Annotated in this window: 22 protein-coding genes; 10 read left to right on the top strand and 12 right to left on the bottom strand. The window is 70.5% G+C overall.

Annotated elements, in window-relative coordinates:
• Nucleotides 1-78: 78 nt before the first annotated feature.
• The 4 genes from ACSEEN_RS04930 to ACSEEN_RS04945 all read left to right on the top strand — a co-directional run bounded on the left by ACSEEN_RS04930 (nt 79) and on the right by ACSEEN_RS04945 (nt 4,391).
• A complete protein-coding gene (locus tag ACSEEN_RS04930; RefSeq protein WP_440712518.1) occupies nt 79-474 on the top strand; it encodes an acyl-CoA dehydrogenase family protein in 396 nt (131 codons plus the stop codon).
• On the top strand, nt 471-1,352 hold the full coding sequence (locus ACSEEN_RS04935) for an LLM class oxidoreductase (protein WP_371306823.1): 882 nt from the start codon (nt 471-473) through the stop codon (nt 1,350-1,352). The genes ACSEEN_RS04930 and ACSEEN_RS04935 overlap by 4 nt, the downstream gene beginning before the upstream one ends.
• A complete protein-coding gene (locus ACSEEN_RS04940) occupies nt 1,349-2,659 on the top strand; it encodes an NtaA/DmoA family FMN-dependent monooxygenase (RefSeq protein WP_371306825.1) in 1,311 nt (436 codons plus the stop codon). The genes ACSEEN_RS04935 and ACSEEN_RS04940 overlap by 4 nt, the downstream gene beginning before the upstream one ends.
• A gap of 166 nt (nt 2,660-2,825) precedes the next feature.
• Nucleotides 2,826-4,391 carry an APC family permease gene (locus ACSEEN_RS04945; RefSeq protein WP_298444134.1) on the top strand — a complete coding sequence of 522 codons (1,566 nt, stop codon included), beginning with the start codon at nt 2,826-2,828 and terminating at the stop codon, nt 4,389-4,391.
• A 135-nt stretch (nt 4,392-4,526) separates the two neighbouring features.
• Here the strand turns inward: ACSEEN_RS04945 and ACSEEN_RS04950 are convergent, their stop codons facing one another.
• From ACSEEN_RS04950 to hrcA, 11 genes are all read right to left on the bottom strand, one after another.
• A complete protein-coding gene (locus ACSEEN_RS04950; protein ID WP_247864227.1) occupies nt 4,527-5,327 on the bottom strand; it encodes an isoprenyl transferase in 801 nt (266 codons plus the stop codon).
• Nucleotides 5,328-5,359: 32 nt separating this feature from the next.
• Nucleotides 5,360-6,163 (bottom strand): DNA repair protein RecO, encoded by an 804-nt coding sequence (gene recO / locus ACSEEN_RS04955; protein ID WP_371306826.1) that lies wholly within the window; start codon nt 6,161-6,163, stop codon nt 5,360-5,362.
• Between the two features lie 53 nt (nt 6,164-6,216).
• Nucleotides 6,217-6,666 carry a hypothetical protein gene (locus tag ACSEEN_RS04960; protein WP_298444137.1) on the bottom strand — a complete coding sequence of 150 codons (450 nt, stop codon included), beginning with the start codon at nt 6,664-6,666 and terminating at the stop codon, nt 6,217-6,219.
• Nucleotides 6,667-7,068: 402 nt separating this feature from the next.
• The gene (era, locus tag ACSEEN_RS04965; RefSeq protein ID WP_371306827.1) at nt 7,069-7,992 is read right to left on the bottom strand and encodes a GTPase Era; all 924 of its coding nucleotides are present in this window, start codon (nt 7,990-7,992) and stop codon (nt 7,069-7,071) included.
• Nucleotides 7,989-9,341, bottom strand: a complete 1,353-nt coding sequence (locus tag ACSEEN_RS04970; protein ID WP_298444140.1) for a hemolysin family protein — start codon at nt 9,339-9,341, stop codon at nt 7,989-7,991. The genes era and ACSEEN_RS04970 overlap by 4 nt, the downstream gene beginning before the upstream one ends.
• 3 nt (nt 9,342-9,344) lie before the next feature.
• Nucleotides 9,345-9,902, bottom strand: a complete 558-nt coding sequence (ybeY, locus tag ACSEEN_RS04975) for an rRNA maturation RNase YbeY (protein WP_371306828.1) — start codon at nt 9,900-9,902, stop codon at nt 9,345-9,347.
• Nucleotides 9,899-10,975: a PhoH family protein gene (locus tag ACSEEN_RS04980; RefSeq protein ID WP_247864233.1), complete on the bottom strand. Its 1,077-nt coding sequence runs from the start codon at nt 10,973-10,975 to the stop codon at nt 9,899-9,901. Before ACSEEN_RS04980 ends, ybeY begins: the two co-directional genes overlap by 4 nt.
• An 83-nt stretch (nt 10,976-11,058) precedes the next feature.
• A complete protein-coding gene (locus ACSEEN_RS04985; protein WP_371306829.1) occupies nt 11,059-11,829 on the bottom strand; it encodes an alpha/beta hydrolase family protein in 771 nt (256 codons plus the stop codon).
• Nucleotides 11,826-12,578 (bottom strand): 16S rRNA (uracil(1498)-N(3))-methyltransferase, encoded by a 753-nt coding sequence (locus ACSEEN_RS04990; RefSeq protein WP_440712519.1) that lies wholly within the window; start codon nt 12,576-12,578, stop codon nt 11,826-11,828. Before ACSEEN_RS04990 ends, ACSEEN_RS04985 begins: the two co-directional genes overlap by 4 nt.
• Nucleotides 12,575-13,720: a molecular chaperone DnaJ gene (gene dnaJ, locus ACSEEN_RS04995; protein WP_298444145.1), complete on the bottom strand. Its 1,146-nt coding sequence runs from the start codon at nt 13,718-13,720 to the stop codon at nt 12,575-12,577. Before dnaJ ends, ACSEEN_RS04990 begins: the two co-directional genes overlap by 4 nt.
• A gap of 30 nt (nt 13,721-13,750) precedes the next feature.
• A complete protein-coding gene (hrcA, locus tag ACSEEN_RS05000; RefSeq protein ID WP_371306830.1) occupies nt 13,751-14,785 on the bottom strand; it encodes a heat-inducible transcriptional repressor HrcA in 1,035 nt (344 codons plus the stop codon).
• A gap of 98 nt (nt 14,786-14,883) precedes the next feature.
• On the opposite strand from hrcA, the gene ACSEEN_RS05005 reads away from it, so the two are divergent.
• Nucleotides 14,884-15,399, top strand: coding sequence for a type II toxin-antitoxin system VapB family antitoxin (locus tag ACSEEN_RS05005; protein ID WP_298445234.1), 516 nt, complete (start codon nt 14,884-14,886; stop codon nt 15,397-15,399).
• 122 nt (nt 15,400-15,521) lie between these two features.
• Here the strand turns inward: ACSEEN_RS05005 and ACSEEN_RS05010 are convergent, their stop codons facing one another.
• Nucleotides 15,522-16,958 carry a coproporphyrinogen-III oxidase family protein gene (locus tag ACSEEN_RS05010; RefSeq protein ID WP_298445236.1) on the bottom strand — a complete coding sequence of 479 codons (1,437 nt, stop codon included), beginning with the start codon at nt 16,956-16,958 and terminating at the stop codon, nt 15,522-15,524.
• 325 nt (nt 16,959-17,283) lie between these two features.
• Between ACSEEN_RS05010 and ACSEEN_RS05015 the strand changes: the two genes are divergently transcribed.
• From ACSEEN_RS05015 to ACSEEN_RS05035, 5 genes are read left to right on the top strand one after another with little or no spacing between them, the layout of a single operon-like run.
• Nucleotides 17,284-19,071 carry a nitrite/sulfite reductase gene (locus tag ACSEEN_RS05015; protein ID WP_371306833.1) on the top strand — a complete coding sequence of 596 codons (1,788 nt, stop codon included), beginning with the start codon at nt 17,284-17,286 and terminating at the stop codon, nt 19,069-19,071.
• Nucleotides 19,072-19,083: 12 nt separating this feature from the next.
• The gene (locus tag ACSEEN_RS05020) at nt 19,084-19,845 is read left to right on the top strand and encodes a phosphoadenylyl-sulfate reductase (RefSeq protein ID WP_247864240.1); all 762 of its coding nucleotides are present in this window, start codon (nt 19,084-19,086) and stop codon (nt 19,843-19,845) included.
• Complete coding sequence (gene cysD / locus ACSEEN_RS05025; protein WP_298445242.1) at nt 19,842-20,813, top strand: sulfate adenylyltransferase subunit CysD; 972 nt, start codon at nt 19,842-19,844, stop codon at nt 20,811-20,813. Before ACSEEN_RS05020 ends, cysD begins: the two co-directional genes overlap by 4 nt.
• Nucleotides 20,813-22,129, top strand: coding sequence for a sulfate adenylyltransferase subunit 1 (locus ACSEEN_RS05030; RefSeq protein WP_298445245.1), 1,317 nt, complete (start codon nt 20,813-20,815; stop codon nt 22,127-22,129). The genes cysD and ACSEEN_RS05030 overlap by 1 nt, the downstream gene beginning before the upstream one ends.
• Entirely contained in the window at nt 22,129-22,890 is a 762-nt protein-coding gene (locus ACSEEN_RS05035; protein ID WP_298445246.1) for a sirohydrochlorin chelatase, read from the top strand. The genes ACSEEN_RS05030 and ACSEEN_RS05035 overlap by 1 nt, the downstream gene beginning before the upstream one ends.
• Nucleotides 22,891-22,899 lie beyond the last annotated feature (9 nt).

The following is a 22,899-nucleotide window of genomic DNA, read 5'->3' on the forward strand; positions in this document are numbered from 1 at the left end:
CCTCCCCCCCCCCCCCCCCCCCCCCCCCCCCCGCAGGCCGCCGACCAGACACCGACGCGCGACCCGCAGCTCCTCCAAGTGATCGGCGAGGCCGACGCCCACGGCTTCGGCGCGGCCGCGGCGCTCTCGGCCGCCGCCCGCGATCTGGATGCCGTCGCCGCCGCGCACGCCGCCGGAGACCTCGACGCCCGGACCGCCCTGGTCCGCGCCGCGCAGCTGTCCACCGACCGGGCCCAGCTCGTGATCATCGAGCACGCGCTGACGGCCACCACCGAGGTGTTCGACGCGCTCGGGGCGTCCGGCGTCTCGTCGTCCATCGCGCTGGACCGGCACTGGCGCAACGCCCGCACTCTCGCCTCCCACAATCCGCGGGTCTACAAAGCCCGGATCGTCGGGGACTGGCTGGTCAACGGCACCGACCCGGTCCCCGTGCTGGGCGGTATCGGCGGTCCGCGCGGAGGTCAGGGGAATTGAGCACGTACACGCCCTATCTGGCACTCGGGATCACCGGTGACCAGGTGATCGATCTTCTCGCCGACGACGCTCTGCGCGCCCGCTGGGACCGCCTTCCCCTGGGATTCACCGTTCCCGGCATCGAACGTCTCGACCCGGCGGCCACGTCGTCGTACAGCCTCGAGGCGACCGTGACGGCCACGTTTCTCGCGGCCGGCTCCGGCCGCGCACGACTCCTCGCGCCGGTGAGCTTCGGCCGCGATCACCCCTACAACGTGGCACGACGGTCCGCCTCGGCCGGTCACCTCGCCGACGGCCGGATCGGCCTCGTCTTCACCGAACGGCACTCGCCGCTACCGGCGGGTGAGCCGTGGCTGCGGCCGGGCGAGGACCCGCCTCACCGCTTCTGCGACGGTCTCGGCGCCGTCCGCGACCTGGAGCAGAGCTGGCCGTATGACGCGGTGCTCGCCGATCGCACCGCGGGCGTGTTCGTCGATTCCCGGCGGATCGACCGCGTCGACGCCGACGGCGCCTACCGGATCGCCGGACCGCTCACCGTCCCCGAACCGGCGACCGGCGCCGGCGTCCTCGCCTGGTACTCACCGCGCGGCGGCCCCACCCCGGTCCCCGCCGATCTTTCGATCGGCCCGGACGGACAGGTCGTCGTTTTCGACCGGGAGGAACGAACGCCGAGTTGGACGGGTGCCCCCGACGGACTGCTGCTGAACGGCCGCCCAGGCGAGACCCTTCCGGCGCTGCTCGACGCCGCCGAGCACCTTCTCGGCGCGGGCCTGCGACCCACTCCGCCCGGTCCCCTGCGGCCGGCGCTCGGTGTTCCGCTCGCCGGCCGCACTCTCGATCCGGTCCCGGCCTTCGATCACGCGGAGGCATCGCGATGAGCACCCGCGATGGTCATGTGATCCTCGGTGTCAACGCTCTGGTGCTCGGCTACCTGCCCGCGTCGTGGCAGAGTCCGCGCCTGCACGCCCACTCGTTCGTCGATCCGGACTACTGGACGCGGATCGCTCAGACGGCCGAACGCGGCACGCTCGACGCACTCTTCCTCGCCGACATCCCCGCTCTCTACGATCCGACGTACGACGCCAACCCGGCTCATCTGGAACCCACGGTGAACTGGGCGCACGTGGCCGCGCACACCGAACACATCGGGCTGGTGGCCACCGCATCGACCACCTTCAACGACCCCGCCGAGCTCGCCGAACGCCTCGCGACCCTGGACTACGTGTCCGGAGGCCGCGCCGCCTGGAACATCGTGACCTCGCGTGGACCGGCCCCGGCCCGGAACTTCGGGCTGCCCGACGTCCCGCTGCGCGACGACCGCTACGAACGGGCCTCCGAGTTCGTCGACGTGGTCACCGGACTCTGGGATTCCGCGCGCACCGGCCGGTCCGTCGTCCACCACGGGGAGCACTTCGACGTCGCCGGACGGCTGCGCACGCCGCCCTCACCGCAGGGCGCACCGGTGCTGTTCCAGGCCGGCGGCTCGGTGAAGGGCCGGGCCCTCGCCGGGCGGGTCGCCGAGGGGGTGTTCGCGGCCGAACTGACCCTCGACGGCGCGATCGAACACTATCGGCAGGTCAAGCGGCTCGCCGTCGCCGCGGGCCGCTCACCCGATGCCGTGAAGATCGTCCCCGGGCTGCTCACCACGCTCGGCAGCACCCACGCCGAGGCCGTGCGGCGCAGCGACGACCTGCACGATGCCGGGCCGCCGTCGTACTCGGTGCGGTGGCTGTCCGGGGCGATCGGCGTCGACGCGAGCACCTTCGACCTGGACGCGCCGTTCCCTCGCGAGGTGCTCGATGCCCCGCCCGATCTGCAGCACTTCACCGGCAGCGTCGGGTTCCGGGAATCGATCGTCGCGCAGATCCGCCGCACCGATCCGACCGTCCGCGAATACCTGCGGCAGTCGCGCTACCTCGGTTCGGGGCACACCGGTTTCGTCGGCACCCCGGAAGAACTCGCCGACCGGATCGAGGAGTGGTTCGCCGCCGGCGGCGTCGACGGTTTCAACCTGCAGCCCGACGTCCTCCTCGACGGCCTCGAGGTGATCGTCGACGAGGTGATCCCGATCCTGCGCCGCCGCGGCCTGTACCGCCACGAATACGCGACGTCGACCCTGCGCGGCCACCTCTCCGCGGCCGCACCGAGCGCACCGTTGCACACCCCGGCCCGGGCATCCGCCTGAATCGCCGAACTCACGAGAGAAGTCAGCCCCATGAACCTGCTCTACCTCTGTACCGACGTGTGCGCGACCGCCGGGATCACCCCCGCCGAGCTGATCGCCGCCGACCGAATCACCCCGACCTCCACCGCACGCCGCGGTGACCTCCACACGCACAGAAGGCATTCCGATGACCCTCACCCACGATCCGGCGCCGGCTTCCGCCGCATCTCCCGCACCTGACACGCGGCCCGAATCCCCGCCGTCCGCCGAGATCACCCTCGCCGGACGCACCCTGACCTCCGCCGAGCACACCGGCCTGCGCAGAGACGCACTGGGCTCCTGGGGTGTGTTCGCCCAGGGACTGGCCGCGGCGGCACCGTCCGTCGCCCTCGCCTCCGTGCCGATCTCCCTGTACGTCGCGGCCGGGAAGGGCGCCGCCTGGGCCGCCGTCGTCGGCCTCGTCATCGCGCTGCTGCTGGCCGCGACCATCGGCTTCCAGGCACGACGCACCGTCTCGTCCGGCTCGCTCGGCACCTACGCCGGCAACGGTCTCGGTCCGGCCGCCGCGTTCGCCGCCGGCCTCGCGCTCCTGCTCGGCTACATCGGTTTCGCGACCACCGGGACGCTCGGCGGCGTCCTCTACGTGGACTCGTTCCTCACCGAGATCGGTATCGGATCCGAGACGACGTGGTTCAAGCTGCTGCTCGCGACCGTCGTCGCCGTCGTCGCGATCTATCTGCCCTACCGCGGTGCGTCGCTGGCGGCGAAGTACGAGCTGGTCTTCGAGCTGGTCGCCGTCGTCTCGGTGTTCGTGATCATCGTCGCGTCGTACATCTCGTACGGCTTCCGGATCGACACCGCGCAGTGGAGTCTCAGCCATCTCGGCAACAGCTCGACCTTCGTCGCCGCCGTCGTCGGTGTCGGGTCGTACGCCGGTTTCGAGTCGGTGGCCTCGCTGGGCGCCGAGGCGCGCGACGCCCACCGGACCATCGCCCGTTCCCTGCTGCGGGTGGTGCTGCTCCTCGGGGTGCTCTACATCCTCGCCACGTACCCGCAGGTCCTGCAGTTCGGATCCATCGACAACGACCAGGCGATCCTCCCGCAGCTCGCCGACTCCACCGGCGTGCCGTGGATCAAGCCGGTGGTGAGCCTGACGGTCGCCGTCGCGTTCATCGTCTTCGTCACCGCGGTGACCAATTCGGCGGCGCGCTCGCTGTTCACCCTGTCGCACGAGGGCGCTCTCCCGAAGGCGTTCAGCCGGGTCCATCGCCGGCACGGGACCCCGTGGGTCGGCGTCGCGTTCGTCGGCGTGCTGGCGATCGCCTTCTCGTGGGCGGCGACGCTCAGCAACGCCGGCCGTTTGATCTTCGACGTCTACGGCGGCTACGTCGCGACCTGGGGATTCCTTATCAGCTACCTGCTCGTGGTGATCGCGACCCCGATCTGGCTGTACCGGATCAAGGCGCTCACCCCGCTGCGGGCGGTCGTGTCCGGGGCCGCCCTCCTCGCCCTCGGATACGTGATCGTCAGCAACGTGGTGCCGACACCGGAATGGCCGTACAACATCCTGCCGTTCGTGTTCCTCGGCCTCCTCGCCCTCGGCCTCGCCTGGTACACGTACCTGCGGTTCACCCGGCCGGAGGTGGCCCGGCGGATCGGCTCCATCCAGACCTTGTCGATCGAGGAGCAGGAACGCCTCGCCGATCTCGGCCTGCTTCAAGAACAGAAGGAACAGGCCCCCTCGGCGACCTGAGCCTCTCAGCCGCATTCCGTCCCCCCACCCGATTTCCGTCGCCGCACCCGGTTTCCGTCGCACCACACGCACTGCTGCGGCGGGTGGAACGGAAACCGGGTGGGGGACGGATTCCGGCTTGGAGGTGTTCGCCGGTCAGGCGCTGCCGAAGCGGCGGTCGCGCTTGGCGTACTCCAGGCAGGCGGCCCACAGGTCGCGCCGGTCGAAGTCGGGGAACAGTTTCTCCTGGTAGACCATCTCGGCGTAGGCGCTCTGCCAGAGCAGGAAGTTGGAGAGCCGTTGCTCGCCGGAGGGGCGGAGGAACAGGTCGACGTCGGGCATGTCCGGCTCGTCGAGATAGCGGGCGAAACTCGCCTCGGTGATGCGTTCGGGGTCGATCTCCCCGCGGGCGGCACGGCGGGCGATCTCCCGGGCGGCGTCGGCGATCTCCGCGCGACCGCCGTAGTTGACGCACATCACCAGGGTCAGCACGTCGTTGTCCTGGGTCAGCTCCTCGGCGACCTCCAGCTCCTTGATCACCGAGCGCCACAGCTTGGGACGACGGCCCGCCCAGCGCACCCGCACGCCCATCTCGTGCATCTCGTCGCGGCGGCGACGGATCACGTCGCGGTTGAAGCCCATCAGGAACTTCACCTCGTCGGGGCTGCGCGACCAGTTCTCGGTGGAGAAGGCGTACGCCGACAGCCACTTCACGCCGATCTCGATGGACCCGCACACCGAATCCATCAGCACGGCCTCCCCGCGCTTGTGCCCCTCCGTGCGCGGGAGCCCGCGGTCCTGCGCCCAGCGGCCGTTACCGTCCATCACCAGCGCCACGTGGTTCGGCACGAACTCCGGCGGGATGGCCGGCGGCACGGCACCCGACGGATGCGGGTCCGGCGGACGGATCGCGCGGGGAACCCCGGGCACCGGGCGGCGGCGAGTCAGTCGGGCCATCGGCGGCCTCACCTTCTTGTCGAGTCGGGGTGCTACGCGGTGGTGGCGGTCGGCGCGGCCTGGGCGGGAGACTCCGGCCGGGCCTGTACTGCCAGATTAGGCGGCGCATCGCGCTCGACGAGCGGCAGCGTCCGCAAGCGTCGTTCCAGATGCCACTGCAGGTGCGCCGCGATCAGCCCGGTCGCCTGTCGCTGCTGCGACGGGGTGGCCGCGGCGACGTCGGCCCAGTGCCCCCGGGCCAGCGCATCCATCAGTTCCAGCACACCGAGGGTCGGGGTCGCCGCGCCCGCAGGTCGGCAGTAGACGCACACCGCTCCCCCGGCCGCGACATGAAAAGCCTTGTGCGGTCCCGGATTCGCGCAGCGGGCACAGACGTCGAGCACCGGCATCCAGCCCGCCGATCCCATCGCCCGGAGCAGGAACGCGTCGAGGATCTGCTGCCGCTCCCGGCGGTCCTCGGCCAGCGCGGTCAGCGCGCCCACGGTCAGCCGGTACAGCTGCTGGGCCGGGGCGCGCTCCTCACCGGCGAGTCGTTCGGCGGTCTCCAGAACGGCACACGCCGTGGTGTAGCGCGAGTAGTCGCGCGACATCGCCTCGCTGAAGGCGTCGAGCGTATGCACCTGGGTGACGATGTCCAGGCTGCGGCCCGGGTAGAGATTCACGTGCACGTGGGCGAACGGTTCCAGCCGCGCCCCGAATCTCGAACGCGTCCGCCGGATCCCCTTCGCCACGGCCCGGATCAGGCCGTGTTCGGCGGTGAGGAAGGTGATGATGCGGTCGGCCTCGCCCAGCTTGTGCTGGCGGATCACCACCGCTTCGTCCTGGTAATTCCTCACCCGGGCATTGTCTCATCGCGGGGCGACAAGCCGGGCTCCGACACGGTGACCGCCTACTTGCCCCTCTTGGCCTCGCGGCGGGCGAGGGCGGCATCGGCGGCGGCGTTCTCGGCCTGCGCCGCCTGCTTCGCGTCCCACCAGCGCCGCAGTACCAGATAGCCGATCCCCCAGGTGCCCAGCGCGGACACCAGCCAGACGACGACGGTCGACGAGATCCAGGCGGTGACACCGGAGATGGTCAGCGCATCGCTGATCAGGGTGGTGATCCAGAGCGCGAGAAGTGTGGAGACGAGGCCGATGCCGCCGAGGACCGCGGACGCGTACTTCCGGGCGACGTTGAACACGAACGGGGCGAGCAGCGACTGCAGCGCGGTGAACAGAGCGACCGCGATGAAGAAGCCGCGGGCGGTCAGATGGAAGCCGTCGATCGCCGCCCAGGCGACCAGGAAGGCCACCACCGCGGAGACGAGGCTCACCGCGACACTCAACAGGAAACGGATCATCGGAGAACTCCTTCGACGGCGCGGATCATCGGCGCAGGGACTGCGCTCGTGAAGTCATCGTGCCGTGGTTCGGCGGCTCGCGCATCATCCGGGACGGATGAGTCGAACCGATTCGGGGTGGGTGGTCTCGACTTCGCTCGACCGTCATGTGGGCTTCGCGCGAGAGGCGGCGTTTCGACTCGCCTCCTCACTTCGTTCGTCGACGGCTCAACGGGCGGTGGAGGTCCGGCTCGACGGGCGGCGAAAGTCCCCGCCTCGACGGGCGGTGGAGGTCCGGCTCGACGGGCGGCGAAAGTCCCCGCCTCAACGGGCGGTGGAGGTCCGGCTCGACGGGCGGCGAAAGTCCCCGGCTCGACGGGCAGCCTTGGCTCGGCGGCTCGGCGGCTCGACGGGCGGTGAGTGCTAGAAGCCGAGGCGGCCGAGCTGTTTCGGGTCGCGCTGCCAGTCCTTGGCGACCTTCACATGAAGGTCGAGGTAGACGCGACAGCCGAGGAGCTTCTCGATCTGTTTGCGGGCGACGGTGCCGACCTCCCTCAGGCGCGAGCCGCGGTGGCCGATGACGATGCCCTTCTGGCTGTCGCGTTCGACGTAGAGGGTGGCGTGGACGTCGACCATCGGCGGCTCGGAGTCCTCCCGCGGGATCACCTCCTCGATGGTGACCGCGAGAGAGTGCGGGAGTTCGTCGCGGACGCCTTCGAGGGCGGCCTCGCGGATGAACTCGGCCATCAGGACCTGCTCGGGCTCGTCGGTCAGCTCGCCGTCCGGGTAGAAGGCCGGGCCGGGCTCGCAGAGCGAGACCAGCAGATCGGAGAGCACGTCGAGCTGCTTGCCGCTCTTGGCCGACACCGGGATCACCTCGGCGTCGGCGCCGAGCAGCTCCGACAGCTTGATCAGCTGCTCGCCGACCTTGTCGGGCGAGACCTTGTCGAGCTTGGTCACGATCCCCACCACCTTGGTGCGCCTCGCGAGCGGCTTGATCTGCTCGATGATCCACTTGTCACCGGGGCCGATCGGCTCGTCCGCGGGGATGCACAGACAGATGATGTCGACCTCGGAGAGGGTGTCGAGCACCAGCTCGTTGAGGCGTTTGCCGAGCAGCGTGCGCGGGCGGTGCAGGCCGGGGGTGTCGACCAGGACCAGCTGCGCGTCCGGCAGGTTCACGATGCCGCGGATCGCGTGCCGGGTGGTCTGCGGGCGGTTCGAGGTGATCGCGATCTTGTCGCCCACCAGCGCGTTGGTCAGCGTCGACTTGCCGGTGTTCGGCCGGCCGACGAAGCAGATGAACCCGGACCGGAACTCGCCGGCCTCGATGTCGGTGTCGGTCACTGCTGTTCTCCTTCCGGCACGACGGCCGACTTGTCCCGCTTGGTCTTCTTCGCGGCCTTCTTGTCCGGGTCCTTGACCCGCTTCTCGTGCTTGCGCACCAGCACCGAGGTGATCCGCTGCCGGCCCACCCGGTTGGGCCCGCCCTCGGCGGTCAGCAGCAGGCCCTTGATCTTCACCCGGGAGCCCGGCAGCGGCACGCGGCCGAGCTTCCAGGCGAGCAGACCACCGACGGTCTCCACCTCGTCGTCGCCGAGTTCGACGTCGTACAGCTCGCCGAGATCCTCGACGGGCAGCCGCGAGGAGACACGGTAGACGCCCTCGGACAGCTCTTCGATCGGGGCCACCTCGTCGGTGTCGTACTCGTCGGTGATCTCGCCGACGATCTCCTCCAGCACGTCCTCGATGGTGACCAGTCCGGCGATGCCGCCGTACTCGTCGACCAGCATCGCCATGTGGTTGTGCTGGGCCTGCATGTCTTCCAGCAGGTCGTCGAGGCGCTTGGAGTCGGGCACGAACCAGGCTTCGCGCATCAGGTCCGCGGCGGTCAGATCGGTCGCCGTGGTGCCCTGCGGCAGCATCCGCTCGACGATGTCCTTGAGGTAGATCACGCCTAGGACGTCGTCCGGGTTCTCCCCGATCACCGGGATCCGCGAATGGCCGGACCGGACCGCGAGACTCAGGGCCTGCGTCGCCGACTTGTCGTCCTCGATCCAGACCATCTCCGGCCGCGGCACCATCACCTCGCGGGCGTTGGTCTCGTCGAGCTCGAAGACCGACTGGATCATGCGGCGCTCGTCGTCGTCGACGACGCCCTGCGACTGGGCGAGGTCGACCACCTCGCGAACCTCCACCTCGGTGGCGAACGGGCCGTTGCGGAATCCGCGGCCCGGGGTGACGGCGTTGCCGAGCACGATCAGCACCCGCGTCACCGGTCGCAGCAGCACCCCGAGGGCGGTGAGCACCGGCGCGGCGACGAGCGCGATCGAGTAGGCGTGCTGGCGGCCGACGGTCCGCGGGCCGACGCCGACGGCCACGAACGACACGACCGTCATCGCCAGCACCGCCACCACGATGCCCCAGGTCAGCCCGAGCGCATCGGTGGCGAGGATGGCGACCAGCACGGTCGACGCCGTCTCGAAGCCGATCCGCAGCAGGACGGTGAGCCCGAGATAGGTGGAGCGCTGCTCGATCACCCGCAGCAACCGCCGGGCGCCGCCCCGCTCGCCGCGGACGAGGTCTTCCACGCGCGCCGCGGACACCGTCGACAGCGCCGAGTCGATCGCCGCGAAGGCGCCGGCCAGCACGGTCAGCAGTGCCGCGACACCCAGAAAGGCGATGTCGCGCACCATGAATCAGGCCCTCCCGGGGCCCGCGCCGGAACCGGAGTCGAAGCCGAGGTCGCGCATCAGGCGACTGTCCTTGGCCGCTTGGCGGTCCTCCCGGGCCCGGACCTCGCGGGCGTCGTACCAGTCGGCGATGATCCGGTTCTGCAGCCCGAACATCTCCTTCTCCTCGGTCGGTTCGGCGTGGTCGAAGCCGAGGAGATGCAGTACGCCGTGCACGGTGAGGACGGCCAGCTCGTGCTCGTAGCTGTGCCGCTGCGTCTTGGCCTGCTCGGCGGCGAACTCGGGGCACAGCACGATGTCGCCGAGCATCGCCGGGCCGGGTTCGGCGGCGTCCGGGTGGCCGCCGGGGGTGAGCTCGTCCATCGGGAAGCTCATCACGTCGGTCGGGCCGGGCAGGTCCATCCACTGCATGTGCAGGTCGGCCATGGTGTCGTTGTCCACCAGCTGTATCGACAGTTCGGCCGCGGCGTGCACATCCATGGCGGCCATCGCGAACCGCGCGACCTCGATGATCTGGTCCTCGGGGGCGTCGACCCCGGACTCGTTGAACAGTTCGATACTCACCGTCGCCGGCCTCCGTGGGTGTGGGCGCGCCGCTGCGCGCGATTGCCGGATGCCTGACCGCTCAGGGTGCCGTCCTCCTCGGCGCGGCCGTACGCGTCGACGATGTCGGCGACCAGCTTGTGCCGGACGACATCGGCGCTGGTCAGCTCGGCGAAATGGATGTCGTCGATGCCGTCGAGGATGCGCGCGGCGATCCGCAGGCCGCTCCGCGCGCCACCTGGCAGGTCGACCTGCGTGATGTCGCCGGTCACCACCATCTTGGCCCCGAATCCGAGCCGGGTGAGGAACATCTTCATCTGCTCGCCGGTGGTGTTCTGCGCCTCGTCGAGGATGATGAACGCATCGTTCAACGTCCGGCCACGCATATATGCGAGCGGGGCGACCTCGATGACGCCGGCCTCCATGAGCTTCGGGATGGCCTCGGGATCCATCATGTCGTGCAGGGCGTCGTACAGGGGACGCAGGTAGGGGTCGATCTTCTCACTCAGCGAGCCGGGCAGGAAGCCGAGCCGCTCCCCGGCTTCGACGGCCGGGCGGGTCAGGATGATGCGGCTGACCTCCTTGCGCTGCAGCGCCTGCACGGCCTTGGCCATCGCGAGGTAGGTCTTGCCGGTGCCGGCCGGGCCGAGCCCGAAGACGATCGTGTTGGCGTCGATCGCGTCGACGTAGCGCTTCTGATTCAGGGTCTTGGCGCGGATCACCTTGCCGCGCCGGGCGATGATGTCCAGGCTGAGCACCTGCGCCGGGCTCTCCGCAGCCGCGGTGTCGGACAGGATCGACATCGACTCGCGGATCAGGTCCGGCGTGAGCGGGGTGCCGGTGCGGACCAGCGTCACCAGTTCGGCGATCACCCGCTCGGAGGCGGCGAGATCGGCGGGCCGTCCGGTCAGCGTCATCTTGTTGCCGCGGACGTGCACCGCCGCCGGTAGCTGCGACTCCAGGGTGCGGAGGTTGACGTCGGCGGCCCCCAGCAGTCCGGCCACCAGCTCGTGCGGGATCTCCAGGTTCGACGTCGCCTCACGGCCGGCCCGCTCGCCACGCGCCGGGCGCCCGGCGGGGTCGTCGTCAGTCACTAAGGTCTTCACTCCTGAAAGTCGCTGGTCAGTCGGAACCAGTCTATCCCGGCCTGTCGAATCGGTTCCCGGGCCGACCGCCTCTACAGTCCGAGGACCCGGAGGGTGGCGCGATGCGCCAGGCCGCGCAGGTCGAGGAACGCCGCGTGGTCGCCCGGCACCTCGGTGAGCGAGACGGTCTGCCCGCGCCCGGTCATCAGCTCGGCGTAGTGGCGGCTCAGTTCCACCGGCACCGACTCGTCGTCGATCGTGTGCACGACGGCAACGGTCGCATCGGTGACCGGGGCGTGCGCCGGGGAGGCGTCGCGGTAGCGCTCGGGCGCTTCGTCGTACGTGGCCCCCAGGAAACGGACCAGCGAGGCGCGGTCGCGGGCACCGGGCAGGGTGAGGTCGAGGACCCCGGACTGCGGCACGACCAGCGCGATCCGGTGCTTCGCGGTCCGGGCGCCGAGCCGGGCGACGGACCAGGTGGCGAGTTGTCCGCCGGCCGAATGCCCGATGACTGAGACCGCGGTGCGGTCGACGCGTGCTCCGGCGAGGGCCAGCGCCTCGGCGACGGGTCCGTCCAGGGCTTGCAGGGCGGCGATCACGTCGCGGCCGGTCGTGGGCCAGCCACCGCCTTCCTCGATGCGCCGGTATTCGACGTTCCAGACGGCGGCGCCGCGTATCGCGAGATCCCGGGCCACCGCGGTCTCGATGGTGAGCCCGAACTCGGTCGACCACGACCCGCCGTGCACGACGACCACCAGCGGCGCCCGCTGTTCGGACTCGGCCAGCGCGGGAATGTAGAGGTGCCCGAACTGGGAAGGGTGGTCGCCGTAGGCGATCTTGCAGCGCTTCACGCCGACCGTCACCGCGCCCAGCGGGCGGTCACCGCACCGAGCGCGCCGAGCGCCACCGCCCCGGCGGCGGCCGTCCGCAGCACCTCGGGACCGAGCACCACCGAACGTCCGCCGAGCGCCGCGAGATCGGCGACCTCCTCGTCGGTCAGTCCGCCCTCGGGCCCGATCACCAGCACCACCTCGGGCGCGGCCGAGAAATCGATGGACCGGAACGGCGTCGCCCCGTCCTCGTGCAGCAGGGCGACGACACCGCCCGCGGCGTGCACGCGCGCGCAGATCGCGCGGACGTCGATGGTGGTCGAGAGGTCGTGCACCTCGGGGATCCAGGCGCGTCGTGCCTGTTTGGCGGCGGTCGCCGCGGTGGCCCGCCACTTCTCGACGCCCTTGACCGCTTTGGCTCCCGACCAGCGGGCCACCGAGCGCGCGGCCTGCCACGGCACGATCGCGTCCGCGCCGGCCTCGGTCACCAGGTCGACGGCCAGTTCCGAGCGCTCCGCCTTCGGCAGCGCCTGCACCACGGTGACCAGCGGCACCGGGCGGGCGACGAACTCGACGCGGCCGGCGCGCACGGTCAGCCGGTCCTTGCCGGACACGTCGGTCACGGTGCACTCGGCGCGCGTGCCGCGGCCGTCGCCCACGATCACCTTCTCGCCCGCGCGGAGCCGCGTGACGGTGACCGCGTGTCGGCCCTCCGGGCCGGTCACCAGCGCGCTCTCTCCGGCGCGCGGGACGTCGTCGACCCAGAAGACCGGCGGTGTCATCGGCCCGCGAACGCGTTGCGCAGCCGGGAGAACAGCCCGCCGCTGCCGCCCTTGGACGATGCGGTCACGAGTTCGACGTCCTCGCCGCTCGCCTCGCGCAGCTTGCGCAGCAGGTCGGACTGGGTGCCGTCGAGCTTCGCGGGCACCACGACCTCCAGGTGCGCATGCAGGTTGCCGCGCAGCCCGGTGTTGAGGTGCGGCAGGCCCTTGCCCTTCACCGTCACCACGGTGCCCGGCTGGGTGCCCGGCGCGACGTCGATGGTCGCGACGCCGCCGAGCACGGTCGGGACGTCGAGCGTCGAGCCGAGCGCGGCGTCGACCATCGGCACCCGCAGCGTGCAGTGCAGGTCGTCCTTGTCGCGGACGAAGACCTCGTCCTGCTCCTCGCGGATCTCGACGTACAGGTCACCGGCCGGACCACCGCCGGGACCCACTTCGCCCTGCCCGGCGAGCCGGACACGCATTCCGTCCTCGACGCCGGACGGGATCTTGACCGTCAGGGTCCGGCGGCTGCGGACCCGGCCGTCGCCGCCGCACTTGAGGCACGGATCGGGGATCACTTCACCGGCGCCGTGGCATTCGGGGCATTCGCGCACCGACATCACGTTGCCGAGGAACGACCGCTGGACCGACTGGATCTCGCCCTGGCCCTTGCACGTGGGACAGGTCTGCGGCCGCGAATCGCCCCGTGTGCCAGCACCGTCGCACACATCGCAGAGGACGGCGGTGTCGACGGTGATCTCGCGTTCGGCACCGGCGGCGATCTCCTCGAGATCGAGTGTCACACCGACCAGCGCGGGCTCACCGGGGCGGACGCGCCCACGCGGCCCGCGCCCCCCGGCGAAGCCCCCGCCACCGCCGAAAAAAGTGTTGAAGATGTCCCCCAGGCCACCGAAGTCGCCGCCGAAACCACCGCCCATGCCGCCGGGGCCGGACAGCGGGTCGCCGCCCGCGTCCACGATGCGCCGCTTGTCCGGATCGGACAGCACCTCGTACGCGGTGGTCACCTCTTTGAAGCGCTCCTCCTCGGCCGGGTTGATGTCGGGGTGCAATTCCCGCGCGAGCCGGCGGTAGGCGCGCTTGATCTCGGTGTCGGTGGCACCCCGGGACACGCCCAGAGTGCCGTAGTAATCACGAGCCACGTGACAATCGTCCTTACTTACTGACTTCGACTATCGGTCGGCGAGCACTTCGCCGACATATCGGGCGACCGCGGCGACGGAGGCCATCGTGCCCGGATAGTCCATCCGGGTCGGTCCGACGACACCGACGCCACCGAAAACGGTGCCCGAAGCACCGTACCCGGTCGAGACCACCGAGGTGCTGCGCAGGTTCTCCGCCCGCGTCTCCTCGCCGATCTGTACGGTGACCGTGTCGCTCTCGCGCGTGTGCGCGAGAAGCTTCAAGATCACGACCTGTTCTTCCAACGCCTCCAGCACCGAGTCCATTCCGCCGATCTCCGGGGTGAAGTCGCCCGCGCTGCGCGCCAGGTTCGATGTCCCGCCGAGCACCAGCCGGTCCTCGTTCCGTTCGACGAGCGTCTCGATCAGGATCGACGCGATCGCCACGATCGGCCGCTGCAACTCCGGCGGCGCCGACTCGGTGAGCGCGGCGACCGCCGCCGACGCCTCCTGCAGCGGTTTGCCGTCGAGCGCAGCGCCGAACAGGCTGCGCAGCTGCGACTGCTCGTCCTCGGTCAGCGGATCACGCAGCGTCACCATTCGCTGCTCCACCCGCCCGGTGTCGGTGATCACCACCAGCAGCAGGCGCCGCGGACTCAGGGCCACCACCTCGAGTCGTCGTACTCGGGCCGTCGACAGCACCGGGTACTGGATGACGGCCACCTGGTGGGTGAGTTCGGCGAGCAACTTGACCGAGCGGCGAAGCACGTCGTCGAGGTCGACCGCGGTGTCCAGGAACGTCAGAATGCCGCGTCGTTCCGCCGAGGAGAGTGGCTTGACCTCGTGGATCCGGTCGACGAACAATCGGTAGCCCTTGTCGGTGGGGACCCGGCCGGAGCTGGTGTGCGGTTGCGCGATCAGCCCCTCGGCCTCGAGGACGGCCATGTCGTTGCGGACGGTCGCGCTCGACACCCCGAGCTGATGGCGGTCGACGAGCGACTTGGACGCGATCGGCTCCTGCGTCGCGACGAAATCGGTCACGATCGCGCGCAGGATCTCGAAACGACGGTCGTCGGTGCTCGACACTCGCCCACCTCGCCAACGGTTGTGCCTACAGTGGATCCGGACCATCGGACGATGGTCACATCGGCAATTCTAGTGAATCGACGAAAGATACTCCGACGATGATCTTCAAGGGTGTCCAGGAGGGCCGCCCCTACCCCGAGCTGACCCTGCCGGCGCGGGAGTGGGCGCAGATCCCGCCGCGGCAGTTCCGGCTCGACCAGCTGATCACCGTCACCACCGTTCTCGCCCTCGACAAGCTGCTGTCGGAGGACTCCACCTTCTACGGCGATCTCTTCGCCCACGTCGTGCAGTATCGCGGCGAGCTGTACCTGGAGGACGGCCTGCACCGCGCCGTGCGTTCGGCGTTGCGCAACCGCACGATCATCCACGCGCGGCTTCTCGACCTGGATGAACTGATCGCCACCGGGCGGTTCGACCCGAACGCGCACATGCCTGCGCCCGTCTCGGGACCGTTCACCGGACCGCAGCCGATCGACCTGAACGCGACCGGCCAGCTGCCGCCCGTCGGCGCGCCGCTCGACCCGTCGACCGCGGCCACCGGCCTGGCTCCGCGCCCGGCCAACCCGCGACGCTCCGCCCGCCGCGGCTCCGGCGCCCACCGCGCCATCGACTGAGGACCCGGTACCGGACCGGGCCGGCCCGACCGTGACGTATCCGGCCGGTTCACGCCCGTCTTAGCGCCCGCGACCTGCGCGAACACTCACACCGGCGCGCCGGACGCCACAGTACGGTCAGGTCAATCGACCAAGATGTCCCGGATCACCCCGTCGGCCAGCAGCCGGCCACGATCGGTGAGCACGTAGGCGCCGCCGGTACGGGCCAGGAGACCGTCCGAGACGGCCCGCTCCGCACGGTCGGCCTCGTCTACGGTCAGCTCACCGGCGGGCAGCCCGGACCGCATCCGGAGCCGGAGCATCACCTGTTCGGTGTGCGTGTCGTCGTCGGTGAGGATCTCGAAGCCGCCGACCGGGAGCGACCCCGATTCCAGGGACGCCGCGTAGGTGGCCGGATGCTTCTGATTCCACCAGCGCACCCCGTTGACGTGCGAGTGCGCCCCCGGCCCGATCCCCCACCAGTCGTCGCTGCGCCAATAGGCCTCGTTGTGCCGGCAGACCGAGTCGGGGTCCGGGGCGGCTTCGACACGGCTCGTCGCTGCGCTCCTCACCGGCTCAGCCGGCGACGAAAGCTCCGATGCGCCGGCCGAAGGCCGTGTCCGCCTTTCGAGCCGGTCCGAGGCGCTAGCCGAGGGCTGTGTCCGCCCTTCGATCCGGTCCGAGGCGCTGGCCGAAGGCTGTGTCCGCCCTTTGAGCCGGTCCGAGGCGCTCGCCGAGGGCCGTGTCGAAAAGCCCCCCGACCCGGCGGCCGCCGCCCAGTTCGACACCTCATACCAGGTCAGACCGGCCGCCGACAGCCGTGCATCGATCTGCTCGTAGCGCGCCGCGAGGACGTCGTCGTCGGGCATCGGGACCTCGCCGCGGCGGACCTTGCGGGCGAAGGCGGTGCCGTCCTCGACGATCAGCGCGTACGCCGACACGTGGTCGACGGGCACCGAGAGGACCGCGTCCAGGGAAGCGGCGAGGTCGTCGTCGGTCTCGCCCGGCGTGCCGTAGATGAGGTCGAGGTTGAGATGCTCGAAACCGGCGGCGGCCGCCTCCCGCGCCGCCTCGAGCGCGCGGCCCGGCGTGTGTCGGCGTTCCAGGATCCGCAACACGTGCGGCGCCGCGGACTGCATGCCGAGCGAGATCCGCGTGTAGCCGGCGGCGCGCAGGCCGTCGAAGAACTCCGGTGACGTGGACTCCGGGTTGGATTCGGTGGTCACCTCGGCGCCCGGCGCGAGATCGAACGAATTCCGGACGGCGCCGAGCAGGTCGGCCAGCCCGGCCGCACCGAGCAGCGACGGCGTGCCGCCGCCGACGAAGATCGTCTCCACCGGACGGGCCGGCGACAGCAGCCGGGCCGCCGCGTCGAGCTCGCGGCGTACCGCCTCGGCCCACGCGGCCGGCGACGTGGACGACCCGAGCTCACCCGCGGTGTAGGTGTTGAAATCGCAGTAGCCGCACCGCGTCGCGCAAAACGGCACGTGCAGGTACAGCCCGAACGGCCGCGCCCCCACTGACCTGAGACGATCCGTCGCCTCGGCGGGCAACGGAATCGACGGCGCGCGCAGGGACATGCGTCCATCATGACCCACGACCAGCAGAGACAGTTAAAATCACCCTGCGGAAAAATAAGCCCAAGTAGACGCGGTACCCGGGGACGTGGCACCATGAATGACGTGACTACTGCGGGCGTGCGCCTCATCGCACGGCGACACATCGACCTGATGCGCTGCGACAGCGCATCGTGTCTGTCGTAGCCGCATTCGGTCGCTGAAGCAGTCCCTTCACCGGGCGCGCCGCGGGAACAGCCCCTCCCGCGTGCCGATACCGATGGCAACTCTCACCGTTTTCTGACAGCCCCATTGACGTGCCGCCATGCGCGGTGCGCGAGGAGAATCGATGACGCTCACCACCCCCGAGTCGACCGGCGACACCCCGCCCGAGGCGACCCGCGAGCGCCCGGCCCGGACCCCGCGGTCCGACCGGCCGGCCCGTGCCGCGGCCGCCGGAGACGCACCGCGCAAGCGCGCCCGCCCGGTCAAGAAGCGCGCCGAGGGCCAGTGGGCGCTCGGCTTCCGCGAGCCGCTGAACCCGAACGAACAGTCCAAGAAGGACGACAACCCGCTCAACGTGCGGCGCCGCATCATCGACACCTATCAGCATGTCGGCTTCGACGGCATCGACAAGGCCGACCTGCGCGGCCGTTTCCGCTGGATGGGGCTGTACACCCAGCGCGCCGAAGGTTACGACGGCACGTTCACCGGGGACGACAACATCGACATCCTCGAGGCGCCGTACTTCATGATGCGCGTGCGCACCGACGGCGGGAACCTCGATCTCGCCCAGATCCGCACCCTCGCGGGCATCTCCCGCGACTTCGCGCGCGGCACCGCCGACGTCTCCGATCGCCAGAACATCCAGTACCACTGGATCGAGATCGAGAACGTCCCGGAGATCTGGCGCCGTCTCGACGAGGTCGGCCTGGACACCACCGAGGCCTGCGGCGACTGCCCGCGCGGCATGCTCGGCTCCCCGCTCGCCGGTCTGTCGGTGAACGAGGTGATCGACGGCACCCCGGCGATCCAGGAGATCAAGCGCCGCTACATCGGTGACCCGCGGTTCTCCAACCTCCCGCGCAAGTTCAAGACGGCCATCTCCGGGCAGCAGGACGTGGTGCACGAGATCAACGACGTGTCGTTCGTCGGCGTCGTGCACCCCGAACACGGTCCGGGCTTCGACCTGTGGGTGGGCGGTGGCCTCTCGACCAACCCGATGCTGGCGCAGCGCCTCGGCGCGTGGGTGCCGCTCGACGAGGTGCCCGACGTCTGGGAGGGCGTCATCTCGATCTTCCGCGACTACGGCTACCGCCGGCTGCGTTCCAAGGCGCGCCTGAAGTTCCTGCTGAAGGACTGGGGGCCCGAGAAGTTCCGCGAGGTCCTCGAAACGGAGTACCTCAAGCGTCCGCTGATCGATGGTCCCGCTCCCGAGCGGCCGACGCAGCCGATCGACCACGTCGGTATCACCGCCCAGACCAACGGCCGCTTCGCGGTCGGCTTCTCGGCGGTCTCCGGACGGCTCTCCGATATGGCGCTGTTCGCCATCGCCGACGCCGTGGAGCGCGCCGGCTCGGACTCCATCCGGCTGACGCCGTACCAGAAGCTCGTGGTCGTGAACGTGCCCGAGGACAAGATCGCCGGGCTCGAAGCCGACCTGGAGGCCGTCGGGCTCACCGCGCGTCCGTCGCGCTGGCGCCGCAACCTGATCGCCTGCACCGGCCTGGAGTACTGCAAGCTCAGCTTCACCGAGACCCGCAGCCGCAGCCAGGCGCTGGTCCCGGAGATGGAGCAGCGTCTCGCCGAACTCAACGAGCAGCTCGACGTGCCGATCACGATCAACTTCAACGGCTGCCCCAACTCCTGCGCGCGCGTGCAGGTGGCCGACATCGGCCTCAAAGGCCAGTTGATCGACGACGGCGACGGCCATCCGGTCGAGGGTTTCCAAGTCCACCTGGGCGGCTCCCTCGGCTTCGACAGCGGGTTCGGCCGTAAGCTGCGCCAGCACAAGATCTACGCCGACGACTCGATCGATTACATCGAGCGTCTGGTCCGGAACTTCATCGCCGGCCGCACCGAGGGCGAGCGCTTCGCCGAATGGGCCGCTCGCGCCGACGACGCCGAGTTGCAGTGAGAGATGAGTGACATGACCACCACCTTGGAACACGCTCACCTGCGGGAGATCGCCGAGGACGGCGCCCGCAGGCTCGGCCCGGACGCCACCGCGGACGAGCTGCTGGCCTGGACCGCCGACACCTTCGGCACCGACTTCATCATCGCGGCCAACATGCAGGACGCGGTCCTGATCGACGTCGCCAGCAAGGCCATCCAGGCGAGCCGTGTCGATTCGGCCCGCTCGCAAGCTCGCGGCGCCGGGCACGGCGAGAAGCTGAAGGTCCTCTTCCTGGACACCGGCTACCACTTCGTGGAGACCATCGGCACGCGCGACGCCGTGGTCAGCGTCTACGACCTCGACCTGGTCAACGTCGAACCGGAACAGACCGTGGCGCAGCAGGATTCGCTGCTCGGCAAGGACCTGTTCGCCCGCGATCCCGCCGAATGCTGCCGCCTGCGCAAGGTGGTGCCGCTGAAGGCGTCACTGGCCCCCTATCGCGCCTGGGTCACCGGTATCCGCCGGGTCGAGGCCCCCACGCGCGCCAACGCACCGCTCATCTCCTTCGACGAGGGTTTCGGTCTGGTCAAGATCAATCCCCTCGCCGCCTGGACCGATGAGCAGTTCCAGGACTACATCGACGCGAACGGTGTCCTGGTCAATCCGCTGGTGGACGACGGCTATCCGTCGATCGGGTGCGAACCGTGCACCGCCAAACCAGCCCCCGGAGCAGATCCGCGCAGCGGCCGTTGGGCCGGCAGCGCCAAGACAGAATGCGGGTTGCACGTCTCATGAGCATCACCACCGAAACCACGTCCGACGGCCGTTCCCTGAGCTCCGTCGCGGGGCGCCCCCTGAGTTCCGCCGACGGGTCCTTCACCACGCTCGACGCCCTCGAGTCCGAGTCGATCCACGTCTTCCGCGAGGTGGCCGGCGAGTTCGAGCGCCCGGTGATCCTGTTCTCCGGCGGCAAGGACTCCACGCTGCTGCTGCACCTGGCGCTCAAGGCCTTCTGGCCCGCTCCGCTGCCGTTCGCGCTGCTGCACGTCGACACCGGGCACAACCTGCCGGAGATCATCAAGTTCCGCGACGAGATCGTCGAGCGGCACAACCTGCGGCTGCACGTCGCCAAGGTCGAGGACTACCTGGACGACGGCCGCCTCACCGAGCGCCCGGACGGCATCCGGAATCCGCTGCAGACCATCCCGCTGCTCGATGCGATCACCGAGAACCGGTTCGACGCCGTCTTCGGCGGCGCCCGCCGCGACGAGGAGCGCGCCCGCGCCAAGGAGCGGATCTTCTCGCTGCGCAACGCGTTCGGCCAGTGGGACCCGAAGCGGCAGCGCCCCGAGCTGTGGAACCTGTACAACGGCCGCCACGCCCCGGGCGAGCACGTCCGCGTGTTCCCGCTGAGCAACTGGACCGAGCTCGACGTGTGGCGCTACATCGCCCGCGAGCAGGTGCTGCTGGCGCCGCTCTACTACGCGCACGAGCGCGAGGTGTACCAGCGGGACGGCATGTGGATGACCTCCGGCCCGTGGGGCGGCCCCCGCGAGGACGAGAGCGTGCAGACCCGGATGGTGCGCTACCGCACCGTCGGCGACGGCTCCACGACCGGCGCGGTGCTGTCCGACGCCGCCGACAACGAGGCCGTCCTGGCCGAGGTCGCCGCCTCCCGGCTGACCGAGCGCGGCGCCACCCGCGGCGACGACCGCGTCTCCGAGGCCGCGATGGAAGACCGCAAGCGCGAAGGATACTTCTGATGACCGCTCCCACCCTCACCGACGGCGGGGATCTGCTCCGCATCGCCACCGCCGGCTCGGTGGACGACGGCAAGTCGACCCTCGTCGGCCGCCTGCTGTTCGACACCAAGTCGGTGCTCGCCGATCAGATCGATGCCGTCACCAAGGCATCGGTCGACCGCGGCATGGACACGCCCGACCTGTCGCTGCTGGTCGACGGCCTGCGCGCCGAGCGCGAGCAGGGCATCACGATCGACGTCGCCTACCGGTACTTCGCCACCCCGGCGCGCAGCTTCGTGCTCGCCGACACCCCGGGCCACGTGCAGTACACCCGCAACACGGTCTCCGGCGCGTCCACCGCGCAGCTGGTGATCCTGCTGGTCGACGCGCGCAGCGGCGTCGTCGCGCAGACGCGCAGGCACGCCGCGGTGATGGCGCTGCTGGGTGTCCCGCGGCTGGTGCTGGCGGTCAACAAGATCGACCTGGTCGACGACGCCGAGGCCGTCTTCGCGCGGATCTCCGAGGAGTTCAACGCGATCACCCGCTCGCTCGGCTACACCGACGAGCAGGTGCTGGAGATCCCGGTGTCGGCGCTGCACGGCGACAACGTCGCCCGGCGCAGCGACAGCACGCCCTGGTACGACGGGCCGACGCTGATCGAGCATCTGGAGACCGTGCCGAACGAGCCCGACCGCCGCGAGGTGGGTCTGCGCTTCCCGGTGCAGTACGTGATCCGTCCGCGCACCGCCGAATACTCGGACTACCGCGGCTATGCCGGCCAGGTGGCGGCGGGAACCGTGCACGTCGGCGACGAGATCGTCGTGCAGCCGTCCGGTCAGCGGTCCACGGTCGCCAAGATCGACACCCCCGACGGCGAGCTGCCGTCCGCGCACACCGGACGCAGCGTCACCCTGCTGCTGACCGACGACATCGACATCTCGCGCGGTGACCTGATCGCCGCCGTCGTCGACGCCCCGGAGCCCGCGCAGCAGTTCACCGCGACCGTGTGCTGGCTCGGCGACAAGCCGCTGCGGCCCGGTGCGCGGCTGCTGCTGAAGCACGGCACCAAGACCACGCCGGTGATCATCGGCGGCCTGGAAACCCTGTTCGACGAGCAGGAACTCGCGCTGCTGCCCGATCCGGAGACCGTCGAACTGAACCAGATCGGCCGCATCTCGCTGACCACGGCCGAGCCGATCGCCGCCGACGACTACCAGGTGAACCGCGAGACCGGCAGCTTCCTGCTGATCGATCCGCAGGGCGGCAACACCCTCGGCGCGGGCCTCATCGGCGACGCCCTGGAGGCGCTGCACCTGTCGTCGCCGGCGCCGGCCTGATGGCGTCCGGCGTGCCCGGGCTCGGCGAGGGAGCACCGGTCCTGCTCCTCGCCGCGCACGGCAGCCGGGACGTGCGCTTCGCGGCGACCGCACGACGTGTCGCGGTCGCGGCCACCACCGCCCTGCCCGGCGTCCGCGTCGAGCTGGCGTACCTCGATTTGAACGAGCCGCTGCTGCCCGACGCCCTCGACGCGCTGACCGGCGACGTCACGGTGGTGCCGCTGCTGTTCGGCGACGGCTATCACTCCAAGACCGACCTGCCGGAGATCCTGGACCGCGCCGCCGCGCGCAACCCCCGGCTGCGGCCACACCAGACCCCGGTGATCGGGGTCCACTCCCCCGTGCCCGCGCTGATCGACCGGCTCGCCGAAGCCGGCCTGCGGGCACCCTCGACGCGGGACGGGGTGCTGATGTACGCGGTCGGCTCGTCGGACGCCGGGTCGGATGCCTCGGTCCGCGCCCGCGGCCGGGAACTGTCCCGGGCGCTCGGTGTACCCGTGGAGACGGTCTTCGCCACCCGGCTCGGCCCGGACGGCGCGGCGGTCCGCGAGGCCGTCGCCCGGCTCCGCGGCGCCGGGGCGTCCCGGATCGCGGCCTCGCCGCTGTTCCTCTCGGCGGGACTGCTCACCGAGCGCGTCGAACGCGTCCTCGACGACGTCGCGCCCGGTTCCCTGGTCGCCGGCCCGATCGCCGCGCACCCCGGACTGATCTCGGCGATCACCGAGCTGTACCGCGCCGCGGTGCCCGTTCCCGTCGCCTGACCGCGTCGT

This window comes from Gordonia marina, assembly GCF_052036135.1.
Classification (GTDB): Bacteria; Actinomycetota; Actinomycetes; order Mycobacteriales; family Mycobacteriaceae; genus Gordonia.